Below are 22,192 nucleotides of genomic sequence, written 5' to 3' on the forward strand. Positions count from 1 at the left end.
TCAGGTATAAGTATAGCCCATGACGAATGACATTGTGAAAACCACAAGCTGGCTTGATCTGGCAAACCCCACGCGCTTTCTTGGCTTTGCGGGCCGGGTTTTGCCGTGGCTGGCAATCCTCTCTGCGTTATTTCTGGCCGCAGGGCTTTATATGGTTTTCCTGTCACCGGATGATTATCAGCAGGGGTTGACGGTCCGCATCATGTATATCCATGTGCCTTTCGCATGGCTTTCGATGATGTGTTATTCGATCATGGCAATCTCGGCGCTTGGCACATTGGTCTGGCGTCATCCGCTGGCCGATGTCTCCATTCGTGCAGCTGCACCTTTGGGTGCTGTTTTCACAGCATTGGCACTTGCAACCGGCTCGCTCTGGGGCAAGCCGATGTGGGGCACATGGTGGGTGTGGGACGCGCGCCTGACATCCGTTTTCGTGCTTTTCCTGATGTATCTTGGCATTATAGCGCTGTCGCGCGCCATGGATGACCCGGCAAAAAGCGCCAAGCCAGTGGCAGTGCTTACACTGGTTGGCTTCATCAACATCCCGATTATCAAATTCTCGGTCGACTGGTGGAACACGCTACATCAGCCCGCTTCGGTGTTCCGCATGGACGGCCCGACGATTGACGGCTCCATGCTGCGCCCGCTTTTTGTTATGGCGATTGGCTTCACGCTGTTGTTTCTCACATTACATATGATGGCGATGCGCAATGAAATCTGGCGTCGTCGCGTGGCAATGATGAAGAAGCTTGCCGCCCGTAACGCAGATCGCAGCCGTCTGAAAAGAGAGCGTGCTAACGCGCAAGAGGAGGCCGCACAATGAGTCACTTTGCTTATGTGATGACGTCTTACGGGATTGCAGCAGCAGCGCTTGCCGTCACCATTGGCTGGCTTTTAATTGATCAGCGCATTCAGAAAAATGAGCTGAAGCGGCTTGATGCGCAGGGCGTGCGCCGCCGTTCTGACAAAGCATCTGGTTCCGCACGATGACTGAAGCTACAAAGAAACGCGCAACCTGGGTTGCGCTGCTGCCGTTGATGATTTTCGTTGGCCTTGCCGCAATCTTTGCTGTGCAGCTCTTATCCGGCAAAGACAACACGACTATTCCGTCTGCCCTGATCGGCAAGGATGCTCCACAAACCAATCTCGCGCCGGTGGAAGGTCTTGTGCATGAAGGCGCACCTGTCCCGGGCCTCAACAGCGAAGATTTCAAAGGCAAGCTCACACTGGTTAATGTGTGGGGATCATGGTGCGTCCCATGCCGTCAGGAGCATCCGCTGCTGATGGAGATCGCCAAAGATGAGCGCATCCGGGTAGTTGGCCTTAATTATAAGGACCAGCCCGAAAACGCCCGCCGTTTCTTGGGCGATCTTGGCAATCCATTTGCCGCAGTCGGTGCCGACCGTGCCGGCCGCTCAGCCATAGAATGGGGCGTCTACGGCGTGCCTGAGACCTTCCTCGTCGATGCCGATGGAAAGATCGTCTACAAGCATGTTGGGCCGTTTACGCCAGAATCCGTCAAGAATGATCTGATGCCAGCGGTACAGAAGGCGCTTCAGCAATAAACTCTATAAAATGGAAAAAGCCCCGCATGTGCGGGGCTTTTGCTTTTTTCATACTATCAATCAGGCAGCTTTCGCACCGCGCCCTTGGCGGCACTGGTTGCCATGGAGGCGTAGGCTTTAAGCGCGGTTGAAACCTTGCGCTTACGCTGTTCCAGTGGCTTCCAGCCTGTTTCATTCTGCTCTGCGCGGCGTTGTGCCAGCGTTGCATCGTCAACAGCGAGATGGATCGTGCGGTTTGGAATATCGATGTCGATAATATCGCCTTCGCGCACCAGACCAATTGTGCCGCCTTCGGCTGCTTCCGGCGAAACGTGACCAATCGAAAGACCCGATGAGCCGCCCGAAAAACGTCCGTCCGTGATTAGCGCGCAGGCCTTACCCAAGCCCTTCGATTTCAAATAGCTGGTCGGATAGAGCATTTCCTGCATGCCCGGACCGCCACGCGGACCTTCATAGCGGATCAGCACGATGTCGCCAGCTTTGATCTTGCCGTTGAGAATAGCAAGAACCGACGAGTCCTGGCTTTCAAAGATACGGGCCGGGCCGGAGAATTTAAGGATGGAATCATCCACGCCTGCCGTTTTCACGATGCAACCATCTTCGGCCAAATTGCCGTAAAGCACGGCCAGACCGCCATCTTGACTGAAAGCGTGTTCTTTCGAGCGGATAACGCCCTTTTCGCGGTCAGAATCGACGCTGTCAAAGCGGCGTTCCTGAGAAAAAGCAACCTGTGTCGGTACACCACCGGGAGCAGCTGAGAAGAACTTATGTACCATTTCGCTCTTGGTACGGGTCACGTCCCAAGTATCGAGCGCCTTGCCCATGGTTTCGCTGTGCACGGTCGGCAGATCGGTGTTGATGAGGCCCGCTTTATCGAGCTGGCCGAGAATGCCCATGATGCCACCTGCGCGATGCACATCTTCCATGTGAACCGTGTTGTTGGCAGGTGCCACTTTACAAAGCACAGGAACACCGCGCGACAGACGATCAATATCCGCCATGGTGAAGTCGATTTCAGCTTCCTGTGCGGCGGCAAGGAGGTGTAGAACCGTGTTGGTCGAGCCGCCCATTGAAATGTCGAGCGTCATCGCATTTTCAAACGCTTCAAAGCTCGCAATCGAGCGTGGCAAAACGCTTGCGTCGTCCTGCTCATAATAACGGCGGGCAAGATCAACAATCAGATGGCCAGCTTCGACAAAAAGGCGCTTACGGTCAGCGTGGGTCGCGAGCGTCGAGCCGTTGCCCGGCAACGACAGACCAAGCGCTTCGGTCAGGCAGTTCATCGAGTTGGCTGTGAACATGCCAGAGCACGAGCCACAGGTCGGGCAGGCGGAGCGTTCAATCGCCTTGACCTGATCGTCGGTGTAGCTGTCATCAGCTGCTGCAACCATAGCATCGACGAGATCGAGCTTCTTCACCTGATCGTCCCAGATAACCTTGCCGGCTTCCATCGGGCCGCCGGAGACAAACACGACTGGAATATTAAGACGCAGCGATGCCATCAACATGCCGGGGGTGATCTTGTCGCAATTGGAAATGCAGACCATCGCATCGGCGCAATGGGCATTGACCATATATTCGACGGAGTCGGCGATTAATTCGCGCGAAGGCAGCGAATAAAGCATGCCGTCATGGCCCATGGCGATGCCGTCATCGACTGCAATGGTGTTAAATTCCTTGGCAACGCCGCCTGCTTTTTCGATTTCACGCGCGACGAGCTGGCCGAGGTCTTTGAGATGTACATGGCCGGGAACGAACTGCGTGAACGAGTTCACCACAGCAATAATCGGCTTGCCAAAATCCTCATCTTTCATGCCGGTGGCGCGCCATAGGCCGCGCGCGCCAGCCATGTTGCGGCCGTGAGTGGTAGTACGCGAACGATAAGGAGGCATTTTCAAACCTTTTAGGAACTGTTCTAACTTTAGAGCGCCGTGCGTCCTTTTGGACGCACTAAGGACGCTCTAACTCTTTGAATCGGCGCATCGTGCTTTTCTGAAATCGAAATCGATTTCAGGCCGATGCGCTGATGCCGGTATGCCAGAATCATTTCCGCAGAGCAAAGCGCAAATTGCCCCAGAGACTGCACTGGCGCACTATTTTTAAGGCACTTTGCATTCCACGGAAGGTTCAGGCGTGCAATAGCAATTGCAGGCACCGACACGGATAATCTAACACATTATTGATATAATGCAAAAGATTTTGCCAATTAAACGTAATGAAATTTCTTAAGGCTCGTTTGGCGCAGAGGTCATGGCGCTGTCGAGCAGAGCGTTGGCTGTTTTCATGCGCTGTTCTGCAGCCAGACGAAACTCTTGTGGCAAGCGGTCGGGGTGGTTCTCGGCTGCAAAACTACGTCGAAGACGCTGAAGCTCACTTCGTTTCATGCCAGCGTGTAAACCGAGCTCAACGCGAATAGATGAAGGTGACTGGCTTTCCATACGCTTTGCAAGTTCGCGCATTTCGCGATTGAACGTATCTGCTTCGCTTTCAAATTCTTCTAGGTCGAACTGAGGCAATATTCTTCTGGCTTGTTCTGTGTCAGCTGAAGCCGAATTCAAGCCTGCGGTGAAGACTGCCGAAGCGAGGTGAACATGCGAAGGACGTGCATATTCAGCGCGCTCGCTTTCGGTTTCAGCTTCCTTCAAGATGGTAGCAAAGTCCGGAAAACCATGCCGCATCAGCGCTGCTCTGCCATTTCAGAGGAAAACGCGTGAGCAAGCGTCCGCGTAAGTACATAGGGCGGCACTGGCTTGCGAAATACCGGAACCTCTGGATAGCGCGCCGCAACATGTGCAGGCATTCCTCCGCCTGTATGCACTACGACGAAAATATTGCGGCTCCTCAATCGCTCGAGAATGGGTTCAAGGTCGCCATCCGCTAAATTGACGTCGAGAATTGCTGCATCAACATCTTGTTTCTCGATAAGTTCAATGGCTTTCTTAACTGTTGCGACAGGCCCTATAACAGTCCCATGGGCATCTTCCACAGTAGCCGCTACGTCGAGAGCAACGAAAACTTCGTCCTCCACAACAAGTATTCGTCTATGTTCAAGATTATCCATCGTCTTTCCATTATCGCTATTGTTATACTCTTTGGTAAACCCTTTTTGGGTGTGCCGCCGAGTCAATGCGCGAGGACGCGAAGAGGTTCCATGGCCAACAGGATAATAGAATAATGGTAAATCAAATCTTTATTTCGGTTGCGTCTCAAGAACGGCTGCAATCATTGTATATCGGATAGTCAATTGCTCTTTTAGAATGCCGTGAATGTCAACGTGGTCAGAGACCGGACAATATTCGGAATATTCAGCACGTTCTCGTTGATAAACTTGCCAATGTCGTCGCCTTCTTTCACATAGATTTTTGCAAGCAGATCATATTCACCGCTCGTTGAATAAAGCTCTGAAACGATCTCGCGCTGATAAAGTGTGTCGGCAACCTCATAGGTCTTGCCGGGCGCACATTGCAGTTGCAGAAAAACGGGCTTCATATTTGTTCCTTTCGCCATAATTAGCTTTAAAGCTTTATGACTGAATTGCCGATTGTCTTGGCTGTTTCAAGCACGGTCAGAGGCGCTAAATCAAGAGCGTTTGATCACTGCGCGTGTTTCTGCCTTCGGTTTAATTTACTGAATTGTATTTTCAATTAAGGAAGGCGATAACACAGCTTAAAATTAGAAATAAGATAATCAATCTATGCTTTATGTACTGCCTGCCGTTTTTATCCTGTTTTCATTGGCCTTTGTTATCGTCGGGGTCATAGATAAACTGCGTCGCCATCTTTTGTGGTGTGCTGTTTGTTTTATCTGCATTGGCTTTGCCATGCTTAGCCAACTTGTCGATATACCGGCGGATGATGAAAATAATACGCTGCTAACCACTGGCATTTATGTGTTGGGTGCTTTGGCGGGTGGACAGGGCATACTTAGAAGATCAGGTCTTAGCCTGTCTGTTGGGTTCTCTATTGTCAGCATCGTGTTGATCATGGGTGGCGTTCTTTGGTTTCTTTACCCCCAACCCAATGCGATTGGCCGTATTTACGTTGTAAATTTTGGCCTCGCATTCATGATTTTGGCGTTTGTCTGGTATTTGCGCGGGTTGGTTTATGGCTCTGTCGCTGACAAACTCATTCTCGGTATGTTGTTACTCGTATCGATACAATTCTTCCCACGAACATTGTTAACCGCACAAACTATTGTCGGCGACGATACCGGCATCGATTTTTCTTTTACACCGTTTTGGCAATGGACGGTGTTTTCGACTGCGGTGGCAGGCGTTATTGCTGGGCTTGTGTTATTTGCCGCTGCCGGTGCCGATCGGTTAAGTGAGTTGGAACACGAGCGCGATAGAGATCCTCTGACAGGGCTGTTGAACCGACGCGGGCTGGAAACGCGCATTGTTGAAACAGAGCGCAGCAATCTCTCCGGGTGGATTGTCGCTTGTGACATTGATCACTTCAAAACCATCAATGACCTCCATGGCCATGCGGCGGGCGATGCTGTTTTGAGGGAGTTTTCTGATATTCTTCAGTCGTATTCCGGTGATCGCAATTTGACAGCCCGTATCGGAGGGGAGGAGTTTATTCTTTATCTCGACGATATGCCCTCCGACGAGGCGCTGGTTCTGGTCGAGACAATTCGGGAAACTGTGAATGATCGACAGTTTGCACGTTTGTCGGAAGGTCAGCAGGTTACTTGTAGCTTTGGCGCGGCTAAGCTCGAAAGCCACGGGGATTTCTGGAAAACTGTCGAAGCAGCTGATAAGATTTTGTATGCTGCTAAAAAAGCCGGGCGGAACCGGACGTTCTTTGGTAGCTGATTTTGATAGCCAGACCAGCTTGTTGGGTGCAGCCAATTCTTGTGGGGATCACAATCAATAACATTGCCGTGAAGGTCGACAAGCTGGCATAAAGAGTGTGTTATTAAAGCACTAATTTAAAATCTTTCTCAGCGAGTTTTCCAAAATCCAATGAAGTTTTTATATCGTCTGTTTTCCTTATCGTTTGTTGTCCGCGCTTTAGCGGTCACATTTGGGACTGTTCTCGTTGCTTTCAATTCACCAGCCTCGGCCATGACTGCGCTTGAAAAGGCGCAACTTGAGAAGCTTGATCCTGCAACGCGCCTTGAGCAGCGCTGTGATGTCGAGGCAATGGAACAGATTAGCCGCGATGTCCGCAAGTTCTCCGTCGACAAGGTTTTGGCCTATGCGTTTTCCGACCCGCGCGCTGGAAAAAACAGTATAAAGGCTGATGGCGCTGCGTTTCGCAGCGGTGAGCATTGGTATAAGCTCGCATTTGTCTGCAAGACTGCTGATGACCACATCAGCGTCACCTCATTTGATTATGAAATCGGCGATGAAGTTCCGCAGGATCAGTGGGACAAGCATTACCTCGTCCCCTGATTAGATTTTACTCTTCATTACCGTCCGCGCGGCAGGCTGCAAGTATCGTAATTTCCTTCGCTGAATCATCAGCTTCAAGATGGGTTAAAACAGCCTTGCCGTCTTTCTCATTCCAGCGATAGCTATCCTGCTCATCCATAGCGACGTATTTTTTTAATGCGTCGTGCCATTGCAGCGCGACCATTTTTCCTTCGGCATCAAGCACTGCAAAAGCTGGCTCTTCTCCCGCATGGATATAGGTGACAGGAACGACAACACCCCGTTCGCATATATAATCTGTGCGAATGACTGAATCACGGCTGATCGATTGGGCTAATGCTGGCCCAGTCACCAGAAAAGCCGCAGTGAGTGCGATGACCATAGTCTGAGTTTTGCTTCGCATGGCGGCCTCTCTATTGGCATGTTTTGGAACTCATCACATTGTAATGTGGCAGCTATTCACTTCAAAGCATCAAATGCTCTTATGATTAAGGGGCAATTTTTTGGTCATAAAAAATCTTAAGAATTTTCAATATTCTAATGGAACCGAAATCATGATAATCCGTTGTGTGTGTGCTGGTCGTTAGATCGGCCGGGACCCGGACTAAATTTGCCCCCGCAATCCCAATCCGGGTCCCACCTTTTCAAGGTTCAGCCAGTTAAAGAACTGGTTTCTTCTCATCCTCACATTGATAATTCTTACCTCTCTCTCAGTTTTAAAAGAGGGTGTTAGAAAATTTATTCCTTAAAATTAGCTCTGATCGCTTATAATTTTCGTACAGCGTTTAAATAACAGAAACCTTGTGGCATCCTGTGATCACTGTCCTCTGATACTCTTTGAGGAATGAAACGCGGAGAGGTGGACCTGAACATGTCGAAGAAAATATCGAAATTTTCGTTCGCGCTTGCAACTTTTGTTGCGGCCGCAGCACTTGCCGGTGGGATTCAGGCAAGTCACGCTGATCAGACATTGCTCAACGTGTCCTATGATCCGACACGAGAGCTTTACAAGGATTATAACGCAGCGTTTGCCAAGCACTGGAAAGATGAAACCGGCGAGACGGTCACTATTCGCGCATCGCATGGCGGATCAGGCAAGCAGGCGCGTTCGGTTATTGATGGTGTAAAGGCTGACGTCGTAACGCTGGCACTGGAAAGCGACATTGATGCTATCGTCGAGCATTCCGGCAAGATCGATAAGGATTGGCGCAAGCGCCTTCCAGACAATTCATCGCCTTACACCTCGACGATTGTTTTCCTTGTGCGCAAGGGCAATCCAAAAGGCCTCAAAGATTGGGGTGATCTGGTCAAGGATGGCGTTGAAGTCATCACGCCAAATCCGAAGACATCCGGCGGTGCCCGCTGGAACTATCTGGCTGCATGGGCATGGGCGCACAAAGAATATGGTGGCGATGATGCCAAGATAAAGGAATATATCGGCGAACTGTTCCGTCATGTGCCGGTGCTTGATACGGGTGCGCGTGGTTCCACCACAACCTTTGTGCAGCGTCAGTTGGGTGACGTGTTGCTGGCGTGGGAAAACGAAGCCTATCTTTCCATCGCTGAGTTTGGCGACGATGCTTTTGACATTGTTGTGCCACCTCAGTCGATCCTCGCTGAGCCGCCAGTAGCCCTCGTCGACAAGAATGCCGATGACAATGGAACCCGGAAAGTGGCGGAAGCTTACCTTGAATATCTTTATTCGCCAGAAGGTCAGGGTCTGGCATCCAAGCATTTCTATCGCCCATCGAAGCCCGATGTGGTGCCAGCTGACCAGAAGCGCGATTTCCCGCAGTTGCAGCTTGTGACGATTGATGATCCAATCTTCGGCGGATGGGCCAAGGCTCAGCCTTATCACTTCGGTGATGGTGGAACATTTGATCAGATCTACAAGCCAGCAAAATAAGCTGCTCTTGCTTACGAGTCAGTACGACCAATAAAAGGGAACATAACAATGTCTTCTCACCCTGCACCGGTCAGAGCAGGGTGGCATTTCAGAAAACCGAGCGTCATTCCAGGCTTTGGACTGACACTCGGTTTTAGTGTCGCCTATTTGACTCTGCTTATTCTTATTCCGCTGGCGGCACTTGTGCTGCGTTCCACTGATGTTGGCTTTGCGGGATTCTGGAAGATCGTCACAGATGCGCGCACAGTGGCGGCGCTTGAAACGAGCTTCGGTACGGCTTTCATCGCAGCACTGGTGAATGTGGTCTTCGGTGTTATTCTTGCGTGGGTTCTGGTGCGCTATCGTTTTCCGGGACGCCGGTTTATCGATGCAATTGTCGATATTCCCTTTGCACTTCCGACAGCTGTCGCCGGTATCGCGCTGGCGTCTATCTATGCGCCCAATGGCTGGATTGGCAGCCTGCTGACCCCTTTTGATATCAGAATTGCTTTTTCGCGTGCTGGCATCATCGTGGCGCTGATCTTTATCGGTCTGCCATTTGTGGTGCGCACGGTGCAACCGATCATGGAAGAGATCAGCCGCGAAGTTGAAGAAGCTGCTGCAACTCTTGGTGCATCGCGTTTTCAGACCATTTGGCGTGTGCTTTTACCAAGCCTTCAGCCCGCCATTCTCACAGGTTTTGCGCTGGCTTTTGCGCGCGGCGTTGGGGAATATGGCTCAGTCATCTTCATTGCTGGCAATACGCCTTATGTCTCAGAAATTGCGCCGCTTCTGATCGTGATCCGGTTGGAAGAATATGATTATGCCGGTGCAACTGCGCTTGCCACTGTCATGCTGGCGCTGTCATTTGCCATGTTGCTGTTCATCAATCTGATCCAGTCGTGGACGAGAAAGAAGTACGGCTATGGCGTCTAGTTCTTCCACGCGCAGCGCTGTGACTGAAAGCCTGCCGACGCGGATCATCCTGATCGGCATAGCACTGGTATTTCTCGCGCTGTTTCTGATCCTCCCGGTTGTTGCCGTTTTTGTGGAAGCTTTTCGCAAAGGCACTGGCGAATATCTGGCAGCATTGGTTGAACCGGATGCCGTTGCAGCCATCAAGCTCACGCTTCTGGTGGCGGTGATTTCGGTTCCGGTCAATCTGGTTTTTGGTGTCGCTGCTGCATGGGCAATTGCCAAGTTCGAGTTCAAGGGCAAGGCGCTTCTAACCACGCTGATTGATCTGCCGTTTTCGATCTCTCCGGTTATTTCCGGTCTGGTGTTCGTGCTGCTTTTTGCAAGCCATGGCCTGATCGGCCCTTGGCTTGAAAGCCATAACATTCAAATTCTGTTCGCAGTGCCCGGCATTGTGCTGGCGACTTTGTTTGTGACATTTCCCTTTGTGGCGCGTGAACTGATTCCGTTGATGCAGGAGCAGGGAAGCGGTGACGAAGAAGCGGCCATTTCGCTGGGTGCAAATGGCTGGCAAACATTTCGCTATGTTACGCTGCCCAATATCAAATGGGGCCTTCTCTACGGTGTGCTGCTTTGTAATGCGCGTGCGATGGGCGAATTTGGTGCGGTTTCCGTGGTGTCCGGGCATATTCGCGGCCTGACCAACACCATGCCGTTGCATGTCGAAATCCTCTATAATGAGTATAATTTCGTTGCGGCTTTTGCTGTGGCATCGCTGCTGGCGCTGTTGGCTCTCGTGACACTGGCGGTCAAAGCGTTTCTGGAATTGCGCTATGGCGATGAACTGGCTGGCAGTAACGGGCATTAACACTTAGATTAGATATAAGAGAATAAGCCGCCCGGTTTTGTGGACCAGTGGCGGTAGGGGAAAGGATCTGGAATGGAAGTTCGTGTCGCCGGTGTGCGTAAAGAGTTTGCTCGCTTTCCGGCATTGCATAATGTGTCGCTTGATATTCGCTCATCCGAGTTGATTGCTTTGCTTGGACCGTCAGGATCCGGCAAGACAACCTTGCTGCGCCTGATTGCTGGCCTGGAAAAGCCAACAGATGGTGCCATTTATTTTGGTGATGAAGATGCTTCGCACAAAAGCGTGCAGGAGCGTAATGTCGGTTTCGTGTTTCAGCATTATGCGCTGTTTCGCCATATGACAGTCGCTGATAATATCGGCTTTGGCCTCAAGGTTCGTCCAAGTCGCACACGCCCTGAAAGTGCAGAAATCCGCCGCCGTGCGCTCGAATTGCTCGATCTGGTACAGTTGAAGGGACTTGAAAGCCGCTATCCATCCCAGCTCTCCGGTGGTCAGCGTCAGCGCGTCGCTCTTGCCCGCGCCATGGCGATTGAGCCAAAAGTTTTGCTGCTGGATGAGCCTTTTGGCGCGCTTGATGCGCAGGTGCGAAAGGAATTGCGCCGCTGGTTGCGCGAAATTCACGACAAAACCGGCCATACCACCGTTTTCGTAACGCATGATCAGGACGAAGCACTGGAGCTCGCTGACCGCGTGGTGGTGATGAGCCAGGGGCGTATCGAGCAGATCGGTACGCCGGATGAAGTTTATGACAATCCCAATTCACCGTTTGTCTATGGCTTCATTGGGGAATCGAGCACGCTGCCTGTGCGCATAGAGAATGGCGAAGTCTGGCTTGCAGATCGCAATATCGGCCTCACTGTCGAGAACACGGCTGACGGTGAAGCAAAGTTGTTCTTCCGCCCGCATGAGGTTGAACTGCTTGATGGTTGCGGTGGCTGTATCGCGGGCACGGTTGTTGCGAGCCGCAGATCAGGCGGCAAGCGCCGTGTCGAACTTGAAATCGGTGGTTCGCGGGAGCGCGTCGAAATAGAAATCCCTGCCGAACATCCTGCGTCGGAAAAAAGCCGCATCGCTTTTCGTCCGCGTTATTGGAAGGTTTTTGGTCGCGAAGATGCCGAAAATGCATCGACTGCGCTCGATAAAGCTTCATAAATCTGCTGCACAGCGGATTTACTCTCTCAAAACATCATCCGCATCCTAACCGGGGTGCGGATTTTTTGTGTCGCATGAAGGTTTGCTTGCTCGGTAAGTATTACAATGAAGCTAGACTCTGGGTGGTATTATTTTTATTTTCAGTATGTTAGGGTTGTGGAAACCGCACATTTCATAACGCAACATTACTACCGGGAAAGATTTGTGCGTTGCGATTTAAACGATTTGAATATCAGCACAACCCGTCGTCGCATTTTAGACAAATGATATCGACATTCAGGGAACCGATTACGAATACTGTCGTTTTTCTGAATTGAAATTCTAACTCGTATTCACCCGCCGCATTCAACTCATTCCCTTCGGAAAGGCTGTTAAGGCACATGCCGGAATCGACTTCTTCGCCGTCAAAATCGTCCATCGTCGATCGCAAGACTTCGGATCAGATTCCGCCCGAACAACCTTCTCCAATACGCGCTCTCTACAAAAGTGACGATGAGCTGCGTGAACTCGCAGCATCTGTTGCGCGTGGAGATGAGCTGGCACTGCCCGGCTATCAGTCTTTTGTTTTTGATGAGCGCCTGTCTGAAAACGGCAAGCTCATCCTTCATGCTTATCGCTCATCGGACGCTGCATCGCGTGCAGGCGAGACCATCACGCCAGCCGCACAATGGCTGCTCGACAATCATTATCAGGTTGATAAGACAGTCCAGCAGACCCGCAGGGATTTGCCGCGCAAGTTCATTCGCCAACTGCCAACTTATGCAGCGCAGAAAGACATGCCACGCATTTTCGCGCTGGCTTGGCTTTATGTTGCGCATACGGACAGCAATTTTTCGCTGAAGTCACTGACAGCACTTGTGCAGGGTTTCCAGACTGTCGAGCCGCTCAAGATTGGTGAATTGTGGGCGCTGCCTTCGGCCGTGCGCTTTTTCCTGATAGAGAATGTGCGTCGTCTAGCGCTTCGCGTTGATCGCGCACGCGACATGCGCAATCTCGCCAATACGGCGGCTGACCGCATCGTCATTGCTGCCAATGAGCATGAGCTGGAGGCGGTTCTCGCACAATACTCAAAGGCTGCGCGCGACAGTACCTTTGCCACGCATTTGCTTTATCGTCTGCGCAGTGCCTCCACTGATACATCTGCTGCATCAAGCTGGCTTGAACGTATTCTCGACCAGGAAGGCAGCAACGCCGAAGACGCTATTGTCGAGGAGCATGCACGCCAGTCTACCGGCGGCGTGACCATGGGCAATGCGATCAGCAGTCTCAAGCGCATTGACGATATTGACTGGGAAACATGGTTTGAAACCGTCAATGAAGTCGATGCGATTCTGCGCGATCACAGCGATTTTGAACTGCTCGATTTTCGCTCGCGCAATGCGTATCGTGTGACAATTGAAAAGCTCGCTCGCTTTTCAAACATGAGCGAAATTGACATCACATGGGCGGCGCTCAAACTTGCTGACGACAGCAAGGTTGATGACAACCAGCCCGAAGGCAAAGGCTCGATTGCCTATTACCTTTCCGGTGATGGTCGAACAGAGCTTGAGCAGCTTTGCGGTTATAAAGCGCCATTCGGAACCCAAGTCCTGCGCTTTTATCGTAGTCTTGGCCTGTTTGGTCTATTTATTCCGACTGCGATCTTCACGGTCATTATTCTGGCAATCGTGCATTACTGTATGATGAAGGCTGGCCTCTCGGCTGATTGGCGCGCGCTCTTCACCATACTGGCACTCTTCCCGGCGATGGATGCATCTTACTCGCTATTCAACGCGCTCGTGCCGCGCTTTGTGCAGCCAACACGTTTGATCGGGTTTGAATATAAGGAAGGTCTGCCTGCTGAGGCGCGCACGCTGGTTGCTGTGCCGACGCTGATCACCTCGCGTGACTCCATCGATGAGCAGATCCGCAATCTTGAAGTCCATTATCTGACCAATCCGCGCGGCGAGATTTATTTCTCGCTGGTGAGCGATTGGACGGATGCCAAGCAGGAAATCACGCCTGCGGATATGGAAATCTACGAATACGCGCGCGAAGAAATAGCCAAGCTCAATGAGCATTATACCGGCGATGAACAGCCGCGTTTCTTCCTTATGCACCGTCGCCGGCTTTACAATGAGAAGCAGGGCTGCTGGATGGGCTGGGAGCGCAAGCGCGGTAAGCTGCATGAGCTGAACCTGCTGTTGCGTGGCGATCAGGATACGAGCTATTTTGCTCCGGATGCCCGTCTGCCAAAAGACATAAAATATGTGATGACGCTCGATGCGGATACGCGTCTGACGCCTGAATCTGTCACCAATCTGGTCGGTAAGCTCAGCCATCCGCTCAATCGTCCGGTATTTGATGACAAAACAGGCCGCGTTGTGCGCGGTTACGGCATTTTGCAGCCCCGCGTTACACCATCGCTGACAACAGGCGACGAAGCATCGTTTCTGCAACGCGTGTTCTCGGTCAATCGCGGCATTGATCCTTATGTGTTTGCTGTTTCCGACACCTATCAGGATTTGTTGGGCGAAGGTTCCTTCACGGGTAAGGGCCTTTACGACATTGATGCTTTTGAAACGGCGCTTAAAAATCGTGTGCCGGAAAATACGCTGCTCAGCCACGATCTTCTCGAAGGTGGCTATGCACGTGCGGCGCTCGTTAGTGACGTCGAAGTCGTTGAAGATTATCCGACTGGCTATAATGTTGACGTATCGCGTCATCATCGCTGGGCGCGTGGTGACTGGCAGCTTCTGCCATGGCTGTTCTCAACAAGTCGTGGTGTGAGCGCAATCACCCGCTGGAAGATGGTCGATAATCTGCGTCGCTCATTAAACCCAATCATGTGGTTGATTGCATCGGTTGTTGGCTGGACCATTCTGCCGATTGGCGTTGCCTCCGTCTGGCAGGCATTCCTGATCGTCAGCATGTTCGTGGCGCCGACTTTTGGTATTCTGACCAATCTCATTCCGTCGAATATGGATTATTCACTGAAAGGCCATGCACAGTCGGTTCTGACTGATATTGCGCTCGGCACAGCGGATGTCGCCCTTCGCACAACCTTTATCGCGCATTCGGCGTTCCTGATGGCCGATGCAATTGTGCGCACGATTTATCGTCTGTTTGTATCGCATCGCGATCTGCTCGAATGGAAGACGGCTGCACAGGCGAAATCATCGCCGGATACGCTGCTCTATTATTTCCAGCTGATGTGGCCTGCCATTATCATTGCTGGCCTTGCGGTGTTTATCCCGCTTGGTGCTGATAGCCATGCTGCCCTGATTGCGGCACCGTTTGCTGTGATCTGGTTTGCGTCGCCACTGATCGCCTGGCTCGTCAGTCGTTCAGCCAAGCCGCAGGATACGCTGGAAGTTCTCTCCTCCGATAAGGCTGATTTGCGCCGTTATGCGCGTCGCACATGGCGCTATTTCGCCGAGTTTTCCAATGAGGAAAACAACCATCTGCCGCCGGATAACTTTCAGGGAGACCCGGCCCCGATTGTCGCTCAGCGCACGTCGCCAACCAATATCGGTGTCTATGTACTATCCGTAGTCGCGGCCCGCGATTTTGGCTGGATCGGCTTTGATGAAACGCTTAACCGCCTTTCGTCGACCATCACAACGCTCGAAAAGATGGAGAAATATCAGGGCCATCTCTACAATTGGTACGAAACCAACACGCTGACGCCGATGCGTCCGCTCTATGTTTCTGCGGTTGATAGTGGCAATTTGGCTGGCCATCTTGTGACGCTTTCTTCGGCACTCGAAGAATGGGCGGAAGCGCCAAGTGTATATCTTCAGGCCGATCTCGATGGCATTCTTGATGTCAACGACATCCTTGAGGAAAGCATTGCGCAGATCCCGGATGATCGCCGCATTCTGCGTCCGCTTCGTCGTCGTCTGGAAGAGCGGATTGCCAATTTCCGCCGCGCCGTTCGCACCATCAAGGAAGAGCCAGAATCGGCAACCTTCCGCACGATCAATCTGTCGCTTTTCGCGACCGACATTGTGCGCCTGATGGAAGAACTGGATAGCGAAATCGAAACAGCGGCAAGTGCTGAAGCCAAGGAATGGGCCAATATTCTGGTCGATACCTGTAAGGCACACACCGATGATTCCGTTGGTGAGCACAACACCGACGAGCTGCGTGAACGTCTGCAAGATCTGGCAGGGCGCGCGCGTCAGTTGGCCTTTGATATGCAGTTTGGCTTCCTGGAGCGCAAAGAGCGTCGCCTTCTCTCCATCGGTTTCCGCGTGCAGGAAAACGAACTGGACGAAAGCTGTTACGATCTTCTGGCGTCCGAAGCACGTCTGGCCAGCTTGTTCGCAATAGCCAAGGGCGATGTGCCAGTTGAACATTGGTTCAAGCTTGGTCGCCTTCTGGTGCCGGTTGGCTGGAAGGGCGCTCTGCTCTCCTGGTCCGGCTCGATGTTCGAATATCTGATGCCGCCGCTGGTCATGTCCGAGCCGCTCGGTTCGCTGCTTGATCAGACCAATAAACTTGTGGTGCAGCGCCAGATTGATTATGCGACCTCGCGCGGCCTGCCATGGGGTATTTCGGAAGCGGCATTCAATGCGCGCGATGCGCATATGAATTACCAGTATTCTAACTTTGGCGTGCCGAACCTCGGTCTCCAGCGTGGTCTCTCGCGTAATGCGGTTATTGCGCCTTATGCAAGCTTGCTTGCAGCGCAGTATCAGCCAGCGGCAGCAGTTGCCAACTTGAAGCGTCTCGCAAAGCTTGGTGCGCTTGGTCGCTATGGCTTCCACGATTCAGTTGATTTCACTCCATCGCGTGTTCGCGAAGGCGAACAATATGCCGTGGTGAAAAACTACTATGCCCACCATCATGGCATGGCGATTATCGCGGTCAACAACGTGATTTTCGAAGGTCGTATGCGTGAGCGTTTCCACTCCGATCCGGTGATCGAAGCAGCAGAACTTCTGTTGCAGGAAAAGGCACCACGCGAAATCCCGATGATCTATGCGAAGACGGAAAATCCGATGCGCGTGGATTCGGGCGGCTTCGACGATGCACCAATGCGCATCATCGATGTGCCGTTCAAGGCACCACGCACCACGCATATGATGTCGAATGGTCAATATGCGCTGATGGTTACGGCCAATGGTTCTGGCTACAGCCGCTGGCACAATTGGGACATCACGCGTTTCCATGCCGATGCGTCGGAAGATCTTCAGGGCAGCTTCCTGTTCCTGCGTGATATGGAAAGTGGTTATTGGTGGTCGGCAACCGGTGAGCCGGTGCGCAATCCAGACGAAGAAACCAAGACTGTCTTCACTGAAGACAAGGCGGAATTCTACAAAACCGCCGGTGACATCAAGACGGTCATGGAAGTGATTGTCTCGTCGGAATCGGATGGTGAAGGCCGCAGGCTCGACATCATCAACACCTCTGCGCGTGACCGCGTGATTGAAGTGACGTCCTATTCCGAACTGGTGTTGACGGACAGCGATAGCGATGCAGCGCATCCGGCCTTCGCCAAGATGTTCGTTGAAACGGAAATCGCAGATAATGGCTCGACCATTTATGCGAAGCGTCGCAAACGTGCGCCGTCCGATCCGGATATTCACGTCGCACACTTTGTGACCGACCTGTCTGGTTCAGTCCGTGAAACGGAAGTCGAAACAGACCGTCGTGCCTTCATCGGGCGTGGCCGTTCACTACGCGATGCAGCGGCCTTTGATGACGGTGCAAAGTTTACCGGAAGTCAGGGTTGTGTGCTCGATCCGATTGCATCGGTGCGCACGCGTGTCCGCGTTCCCGCACACAAGAAGGTGAGCCTCGTCTTCTGGACATTCGCCGGCGGTAGCCGCGATGCGGTGGAGCACGCTGTTGCAACCCATCGTCATCCGGAAACTTTCGTTCGCGAATATTCATTGTCTTGGACAAGCTCGCAGGTACAGCTCTACCATATCGGCATCAAGCCAGCGGAAGCAGCCGACTATCAAAAGGTTGCGGCCTATCTGCTCTATCCAGAGCGGACTATGCGCCAGCCGCCGGAAACCATTGCAGCGGGCCTTGGCAAGCAGTCGAACCTTTGGCCAATGTCGATCTCGGGCGACTATCCGATCTTTGCGCTTCGCATTGATAACGAAGTCGATCTTGACGTGCTGCGCGGCGTTTTGCGCGCCCAGGAATACTGGCGCAGCAAGGGCCTGACTGTGGATGTGGTTGCAGTCAATGAACGCGCCTTCTCCTATGCGCAGGATACACAGCGGGCGATTGACTGGATCATTGAGGGCTTCCGCGCCCGCGGTGGTGGTCAGCCGCATATCTTTGCGGTTCGTCGCGATCAGATGAGCGAAGAGAGCTACAACACGCTGCTTGCTTCCGCTCGTATCGTGATGCATGCGCAGAACGGCTCGTTGGCCGAACAGCTTCGCCGCAGTGAAGAACTCACTGTCGATATGGCTGCACGCGGTGACGGCAAGACGCCAGCTTCACAGCAGGGTCTGGGTGCTGCTGGTCTTGCACCGACGACAATCGAACGCGGCACTGAAGAGCGCCGCATGGTCGCCAAGCCTAAGCCTGTTCTGCGCCCGGCACCAACCGGCGATGATCTCCAGTTCTGGAATGGCTATGGTGGCTTTGCTGACGACGGCAGCTATGTCGTGCGTGTCAACAACCGCACAACCACGCCGCATCCTTGGATCAACGTGATCGCTAATCCGAATTTCGGCTTCCATGTCTCGGCAGAAGGTTCGGCCTTCACATGGGCTGGCAACAGTCGCGATTATCAGCTCACCCCTTGGGCGAACGATCCGGTCACCAACCGTCCGGGTGAGGCGATTTATATTCTCGACCGAGAAACGGGACGCAGCTTTGCCCCAACGGCAAGTGTGCTTCGTGATGAGGCCGTGACCTATGAAGCGCGTCACAGCCATGGCTATAGCACGTTTGCTGCCCAGCATGGCGAACTGGCACTGGAGTTGACCCATATTGTCGATGCGGAAAAGCCAGTTAAGCTTTCACGCCTCACGATCACCAATAAGGGTCGTTCCAAGCGCAAGCTGCGCGTCTATGGCTATGCTGAATGGGTGCTGGGCAATGCCCGCTCTAAGAATGTGCCGTTCATCGTGCCATCGCAGGATGAAGAACTCGGCGCGCTCTTTGGAGGCAATCCATATCATCCGGACAAGTCTGGTCAGGTGGCGTTCTTTGCGGCAACGGAAAAGCCGCAATCGGTAACGGCTGACCGGGGCGAGTTCATCGGCTCGACCGGCTCGGTTGATCGTCCTGAAATCGTGCTGGCTGGCAAAGCGCTGTCCAACACGGTTGAAGCGGGACGCGATCCGTGTGCCGCCCTCGCAATTGACGTTGAGGTCGGCCCCGGCGAAAGCCGCGAAGTGGTGTTTCTGCTTGGCAATGCTGCCGATCAGCAGCAAGCAAAGGCGCTGGTCACAGAAAGCCGCAAGGCTTCCTTTGACGAGAAGCTCAATGCATCTCGCAAGCATTGGGAAGGTCTCTTCAACCGCGTGCAGGTCAAAACACCTGATCCGGCATTTGATTTGCTGATCAATGGCTGGTTGCCTTATCAGGCGATTGCCTGCCGTATCTGGGCGCGTGCTGCTTTCTATCAGGCCAGCGGTGCTTTTGGTTTCCGCGACCAGTTGCAGGATACACTCTCTCTGTTGTTGATTGATCCGTCACTGGCCCGTGCGCAGATTCTTAACGCCGCTTCGCGTCAGTTCCCTGAAGGTGATGTCCAGCATTGGTGGTTGCCCGCGACGGGTGCGGGTGTTCGCACGCTGATCTCCGACGATGTGGTCTGGCTCGGCTATGGCACCTCGCTTTATGTGCAAACCACCGGCGATCATGCAATCCTCGATGAAAAGCTGGCGTTCCTGAAGGGACGCATGCTGGAAGAAGGTGAACATGACGCATTCTTTGAGCCGGAGATTTCCGATCAAACCGTAAGCCTTTATGAGCATTGTGCGCTGGCGCTTGATCTCGCAATCAAACGCACTGGCAAGCATGGGCTACCGCTGATGCTCGGCGGCGACTGGAACGACGGCATGAACCTTGTCGGCGTGAAAGGCGAGGGCGAAAGCGTTTGGCTGGGCTGGTTCCTCGCCTACACCTTGCGTCAGTTCATTCCGATTGCGCAATCCCGCAAGGATGCCCGGGCAAACGCTTGGGCCGCACATCTTGAAAGCCTGACCGCAGCGCTTGATCGCGATGGCTGGGATGGCGAATGGTATCGTCGTGGCTTCTACGACAATGGTTCGCCGCTTGGTTCAAAAGACAGCGACGAATGCCAGATTGATGCCATTGCACAGTCTTGGAGTGTGTTGTCTGGCGTTGCCGATCCGAAGCGTTCGGAACAGGCCATGGCTTCGCTCGAAAAGCATCTGCTTGACGATGAAGGTGAATTGTTGCGGCTATTCACGCCGCCATTCGACAAAACGGTGCAGGAACCGGGTTACATCAAGGGCTACCCGCCGGGTGTTCGTGAGAACGGCGGTCAGTACACCCATGGTGCAACATGGGCCATTCTGGCGCTCGCCCGCATGGGCAAGGCAGCGGAAGCATGGAAACTGTTCTCGCTGATCAGCCCGGTCAATCATGGCCGCAACCCGGATACCTACCGCGTTGAGCCTTACGTGATTGCAGCTGACATCTATTCGGTCGAGCCACGTCGCGGACAAGGCGGCTGGACATGGTATACAGGTTCTGCCGGCTGGTTCTATCGCGTAGCGACTGAGGGCATTCTGGGTGTGACCAAGCGCGGTGATCGTCTGCATCTCGATCCGGCCTTGCCGCCTGAGTGGGATGGCTATGAGGCAGAACTTCGCTTCGGTGAAGCGCTCTATCGTGTGAAGGTTGTTACGGGCGCCAAGACGAAGGCCATCAAGCTTGATGGTCGTAAAGTCACCAAGCCGGAAGACGGTGTAATCATCAAGCCGGATGGCGAACATGAAATCATAGTAGAGCTTCCCAAATCTGAATGAAGCATTTAAAAAGGCGGGTGAAAACCCGCCTTTCTTTTTGCTGCCAAGCATTTGGCTAGGCAGCGGTATATGCTCATGGAATGGAGGCCGTTATGGCCAAAACCGATATCGCGCGGCGCGTCTTTAACCACGCATGGAAGCTCGATCCGATTGTTCGCAGCCTGCTGGATACCGATTTCTACAAACTTCTGATGTTGCAGATGATCTGGGGACTTTACCCCAAGGTAGACGCCACCTTTTCGCTGATCAATCGCACGACATCCGTGCGCCTTGCCGATGAAATTGATGAAGGTGAGCTACGCGCGCAGCTTGATCATGCGCGTACCCTGCGCTTTACCAAGAAAGAAATGATCTGGCTGGCGGGTAACAGCTTTTATGGCCGCAAGCAGATTTTCCAGCCGGAGTTCCTCCACTGGCTGCCTGACTTCCAGCTGCCGGAATATGAACTGAGCCGCAAAGACGGGCAATATGAGCTGCATTTCCATGGTCCGTGGTCGCACACAACGATGTGGGAAATTCCAGCACTCGCCATTATCAATGAGCTTCGTTCGCGCGCTGCGATGAAGAACTTGGGGCCGTTCTCGCTTGATGTGCTTTATGCTCGCGCCAAGGCCAAGATGTGGAGCAAGGTCGAGCGACTGCGCGAACTACCTGACTTGAAGATTTCAGATTTTGGCACACGTCGCCGCCATTCGTTCCTGTGGCAGCGCTGGTGTGTTGAGGCGCTGAAAGAAGGCATCGGCAATTCCTTTACCGGCACCAGCAATGTGCTTCTCGCGATGGATAATGATCTGGAAGCGCTCGGCACTAATGCGCATGAACTGCCGATGGTGCTGGCGGCGTTGGCCAATACGGATGAGGAACTGCAAACCGCACCTTACCGTGTGTTGCAGGACTGGAACCGCTATTATGGTGGCAATCTTCTGATCGTGTTGCCGGATGCTTTCGGCACCGCTGCCTTCCTGCGCAATGCGCCGGATTGGGTTGCGGACTGGACCGGCTTCCGCCCGGACAGCGCTCCGCCGATTGAAGGCGGCGAACGCATCATCGAATGGTGGAAATCACGTGGCAAAGACCCACGCGAAAAGCTGCTGATTTTCTCGGATGCGCTTGATGTCGATACGATTGAGGAAACCTATCGCCATTTTGAAGGCCGCGTCCGCATGAGCTTTGGTTGGGGCACCAACCTCACCAATGACTTCGCCGGTTGCGCACCAACAACCATTCATGGCCTCAAGGCTATTTCGCTGGTCTGCAAGGTGATTGATGCCAATGGACGTCCGGCGGTCAAGCTTTCGGATAATCCGCAGAAGGCGACGGGTGATCCTAAGGAAGTCGAGCGCTATCTGAAATTCTTCGGCAACGAAGAGCGCGTCGAGCAGCTCGTTAAAGTATAGAGCGCATCCCGAAAAGTGTGAAACGCCTACGCGGGGAAATCAGTCCACTGGACTGATTTCTGATCCCGCTACGATCGGA

The 22,192-nt window shown here is 53.0% G+C and carries 16 protein-coding genes; 11 read left to right on the forward strand and 5 right to left on the reverse strand.

Going from position 1 to position 22,192, the window contains the following annotated elements; all coding sequences use genetic code 11:
- The first annotated feature begins 19 nt into the window (after window positions 1–19).
- From WH356_RS06010 to WH356_RS06020, 3 genes are read left to right on the forward strand one after another with little or no spacing between them, the layout of a single operon-like run.
- The gene (locus WH356_RS06010) at window positions 20–823 is read left to right on the forward strand and encodes a heme ABC transporter permease (protein WP_339509280.1); all 804 of its coding nucleotides are present in this window, start codon (window positions 20–22) and stop codon (window positions 821–823) included.
- Window positions 820–990, forward strand: a complete 171-nt coding sequence (gene ccmD, locus WH356_RS06015; RefSeq protein ID WP_339509281.1) for a heme exporter protein CcmD — start codon at window positions 820–822, stop codon at window positions 988–990. Before WH356_RS06010 ends, ccmD begins: the two co-directional genes overlap by 4 nt.
- Window positions 987–1,565: a DsbE family thiol:disulfide interchange protein gene (locus WH356_RS06020; protein ID WP_339509282.1), complete on the forward strand. Its 579-nt coding sequence runs from the start codon at window positions 987–989 to the stop codon at window positions 1,563–1,565. The genes ccmD and WH356_RS06020 overlap by 4 nt, the downstream gene beginning before the upstream one ends.
- 56 nt (window positions 1,566–1,621) lie before the next feature.
- Here WH356_RS06020 and ilvD read toward each other — a convergent pair whose 3' ends face one another.
- The 4 genes from ilvD to WH356_RS06040 form a co-directional block, all read right to left on the reverse strand.
- A complete protein-coding gene (ilvD, locus tag WH356_RS06025; protein WP_339509283.1) occupies window positions 1,622–3,457 on the reverse strand; it encodes a dihydroxy-acid dehydratase in 1,836 nt (611 codons plus the stop codon).
- 333 nt (window positions 3,458–3,790) lie between these two features.
- Entirely contained in the window at window positions 3,791–4,243 is a 453-nt protein-coding gene (locus WH356_RS06030; RefSeq protein WP_339509284.1) for a hypothetical protein, read from the reverse strand.
- Window positions 4,243–4,626: a response regulator gene (locus WH356_RS06035; protein ID WP_339509285.1), complete on the reverse strand. Its 384-nt coding sequence runs from the start codon at window positions 4,624–4,626 to the stop codon at window positions 4,243–4,245. The genes WH356_RS06030 and WH356_RS06035 overlap by 1 nt, the downstream gene beginning before the upstream one ends.
- 191 nt (window positions 4,627–4,817) lie before the next feature.
- Window positions 4,818–5,054, reverse strand: coding sequence for an Lrp/AsnC ligand binding domain-containing protein (locus tag WH356_RS06040; protein ID WP_140904866.1), 237 nt, complete (start codon window positions 5,052–5,054; stop codon window positions 4,818–4,820).
- A gap of 205 nt (window positions 5,055–5,259) precedes the next feature.
- On the opposite strand from WH356_RS06040, the gene WH356_RS06045 reads away from it, so the two are divergent.
- Window positions 5,260–6,381 carry a GGDEF domain-containing protein gene (locus WH356_RS06045; RefSeq protein ID WP_339509286.1) on the forward strand — a complete coding sequence of 374 codons (1,122 nt, stop codon included), beginning with the start codon at window positions 5,260–5,262 and terminating at the stop codon, window positions 6,379–6,381.
- 150 nt (window positions 6,382–6,531) lie between these two features.
- Window positions 6,532–6,963, forward strand: coding sequence for a DUF930 domain-containing protein (locus WH356_RS06050; RefSeq protein WP_421565348.1), 432 nt, complete (start codon window positions 6,532–6,534; stop codon window positions 6,961–6,963).
- A 7-nt stretch (window positions 6,964–6,970) separates the two neighbouring features.
- On the opposite strand, the gene WH356_RS06055 is transcribed toward WH356_RS06050, so the two are convergent.
- Window positions 6,971–7,345 (reverse strand): lysozyme inhibitor, encoded by a 375-nt coding sequence (locus WH356_RS06055; protein WP_339509287.1) that lies wholly within the window; start codon window positions 7,343–7,345, stop codon window positions 6,971–6,973.
- A gap of 468 nt (window positions 7,346–7,813) precedes the next feature.
- Between WH356_RS06055 and WH356_RS06060 the strand changes: the two genes are divergently transcribed.
- The 6 genes from WH356_RS06060 to pncB all read left to right on the forward strand — a co-directional run bounded on the left by WH356_RS06060 (window position 7,814) and on the right by pncB (window position 22,113).
- The gene (locus tag WH356_RS06060) at window positions 7,814–8,848 is read left to right on the forward strand and encodes a sulfate ABC transporter substrate-binding protein (RefSeq protein ID WP_339509288.1); all 1,035 of its coding nucleotides are present in this window, start codon (window positions 7,814–7,816) and stop codon (window positions 8,846–8,848) included.
- A gap of 48 nt (window positions 8,849–8,896) precedes the next feature.
- Window positions 8,897–9,763, forward strand: coding sequence for a sulfate ABC transporter permease subunit CysT (cysT, locus tag WH356_RS06065; protein WP_339509289.1), 867 nt, complete (start codon window positions 8,897–8,899; stop codon window positions 9,761–9,763).
- Window positions 9,753–10,610, forward strand: a complete 858-nt coding sequence (gene cysW / locus WH356_RS06070) for a sulfate ABC transporter permease subunit CysW (protein ID WP_339509290.1) — start codon at window positions 9,753–9,755, stop codon at window positions 10,608–10,610. Before cysT ends, cysW begins: the two co-directional genes overlap by 11 nt.
- A gap of 72 nt (window positions 10,611–10,682) precedes the next feature.
- Window positions 10,683–11,762 carry a sulfate/molybdate ABC transporter ATP-binding protein gene (locus tag WH356_RS06075; RefSeq protein ID WP_339509291.1) on the forward strand — a complete coding sequence of 360 codons (1,080 nt, stop codon included), beginning with the start codon at window positions 10,683–10,685 and terminating at the stop codon, window positions 11,760–11,762.
- 380 nt (window positions 11,763–12,142) lie between these two features.
- Window positions 12,143–20,716 (forward strand): GH36-type glycosyl hydrolase domain-containing protein, encoded by an 8,574-nt coding sequence (locus WH356_RS06080; RefSeq protein ID WP_339509292.1) that lies wholly within the window; start codon window positions 12,143–12,145, stop codon window positions 20,714–20,716.
- A 92-nt stretch (window positions 20,717–20,808) separates the two neighbouring features.
- Entirely contained in the window at window positions 20,809–22,113 is a 1,305-nt protein-coding gene (pncB, locus tag WH356_RS06085) for a nicotinate phosphoribosyltransferase (RefSeq protein ID WP_339509293.1), read from the forward strand.
- Window positions 22,114–22,192: the final 79 nt, after the last annotated feature.

Origin of the sequence: Ochrobactrum sp. MYb379 (assembly GCF_037479515.1) — a bacterium.
Taxonomy (GTDB): domain Bacteria; phylum Pseudomonadota; class Alphaproteobacteria; order Rhizobiales; family Rhizobiaceae; genus Brucella.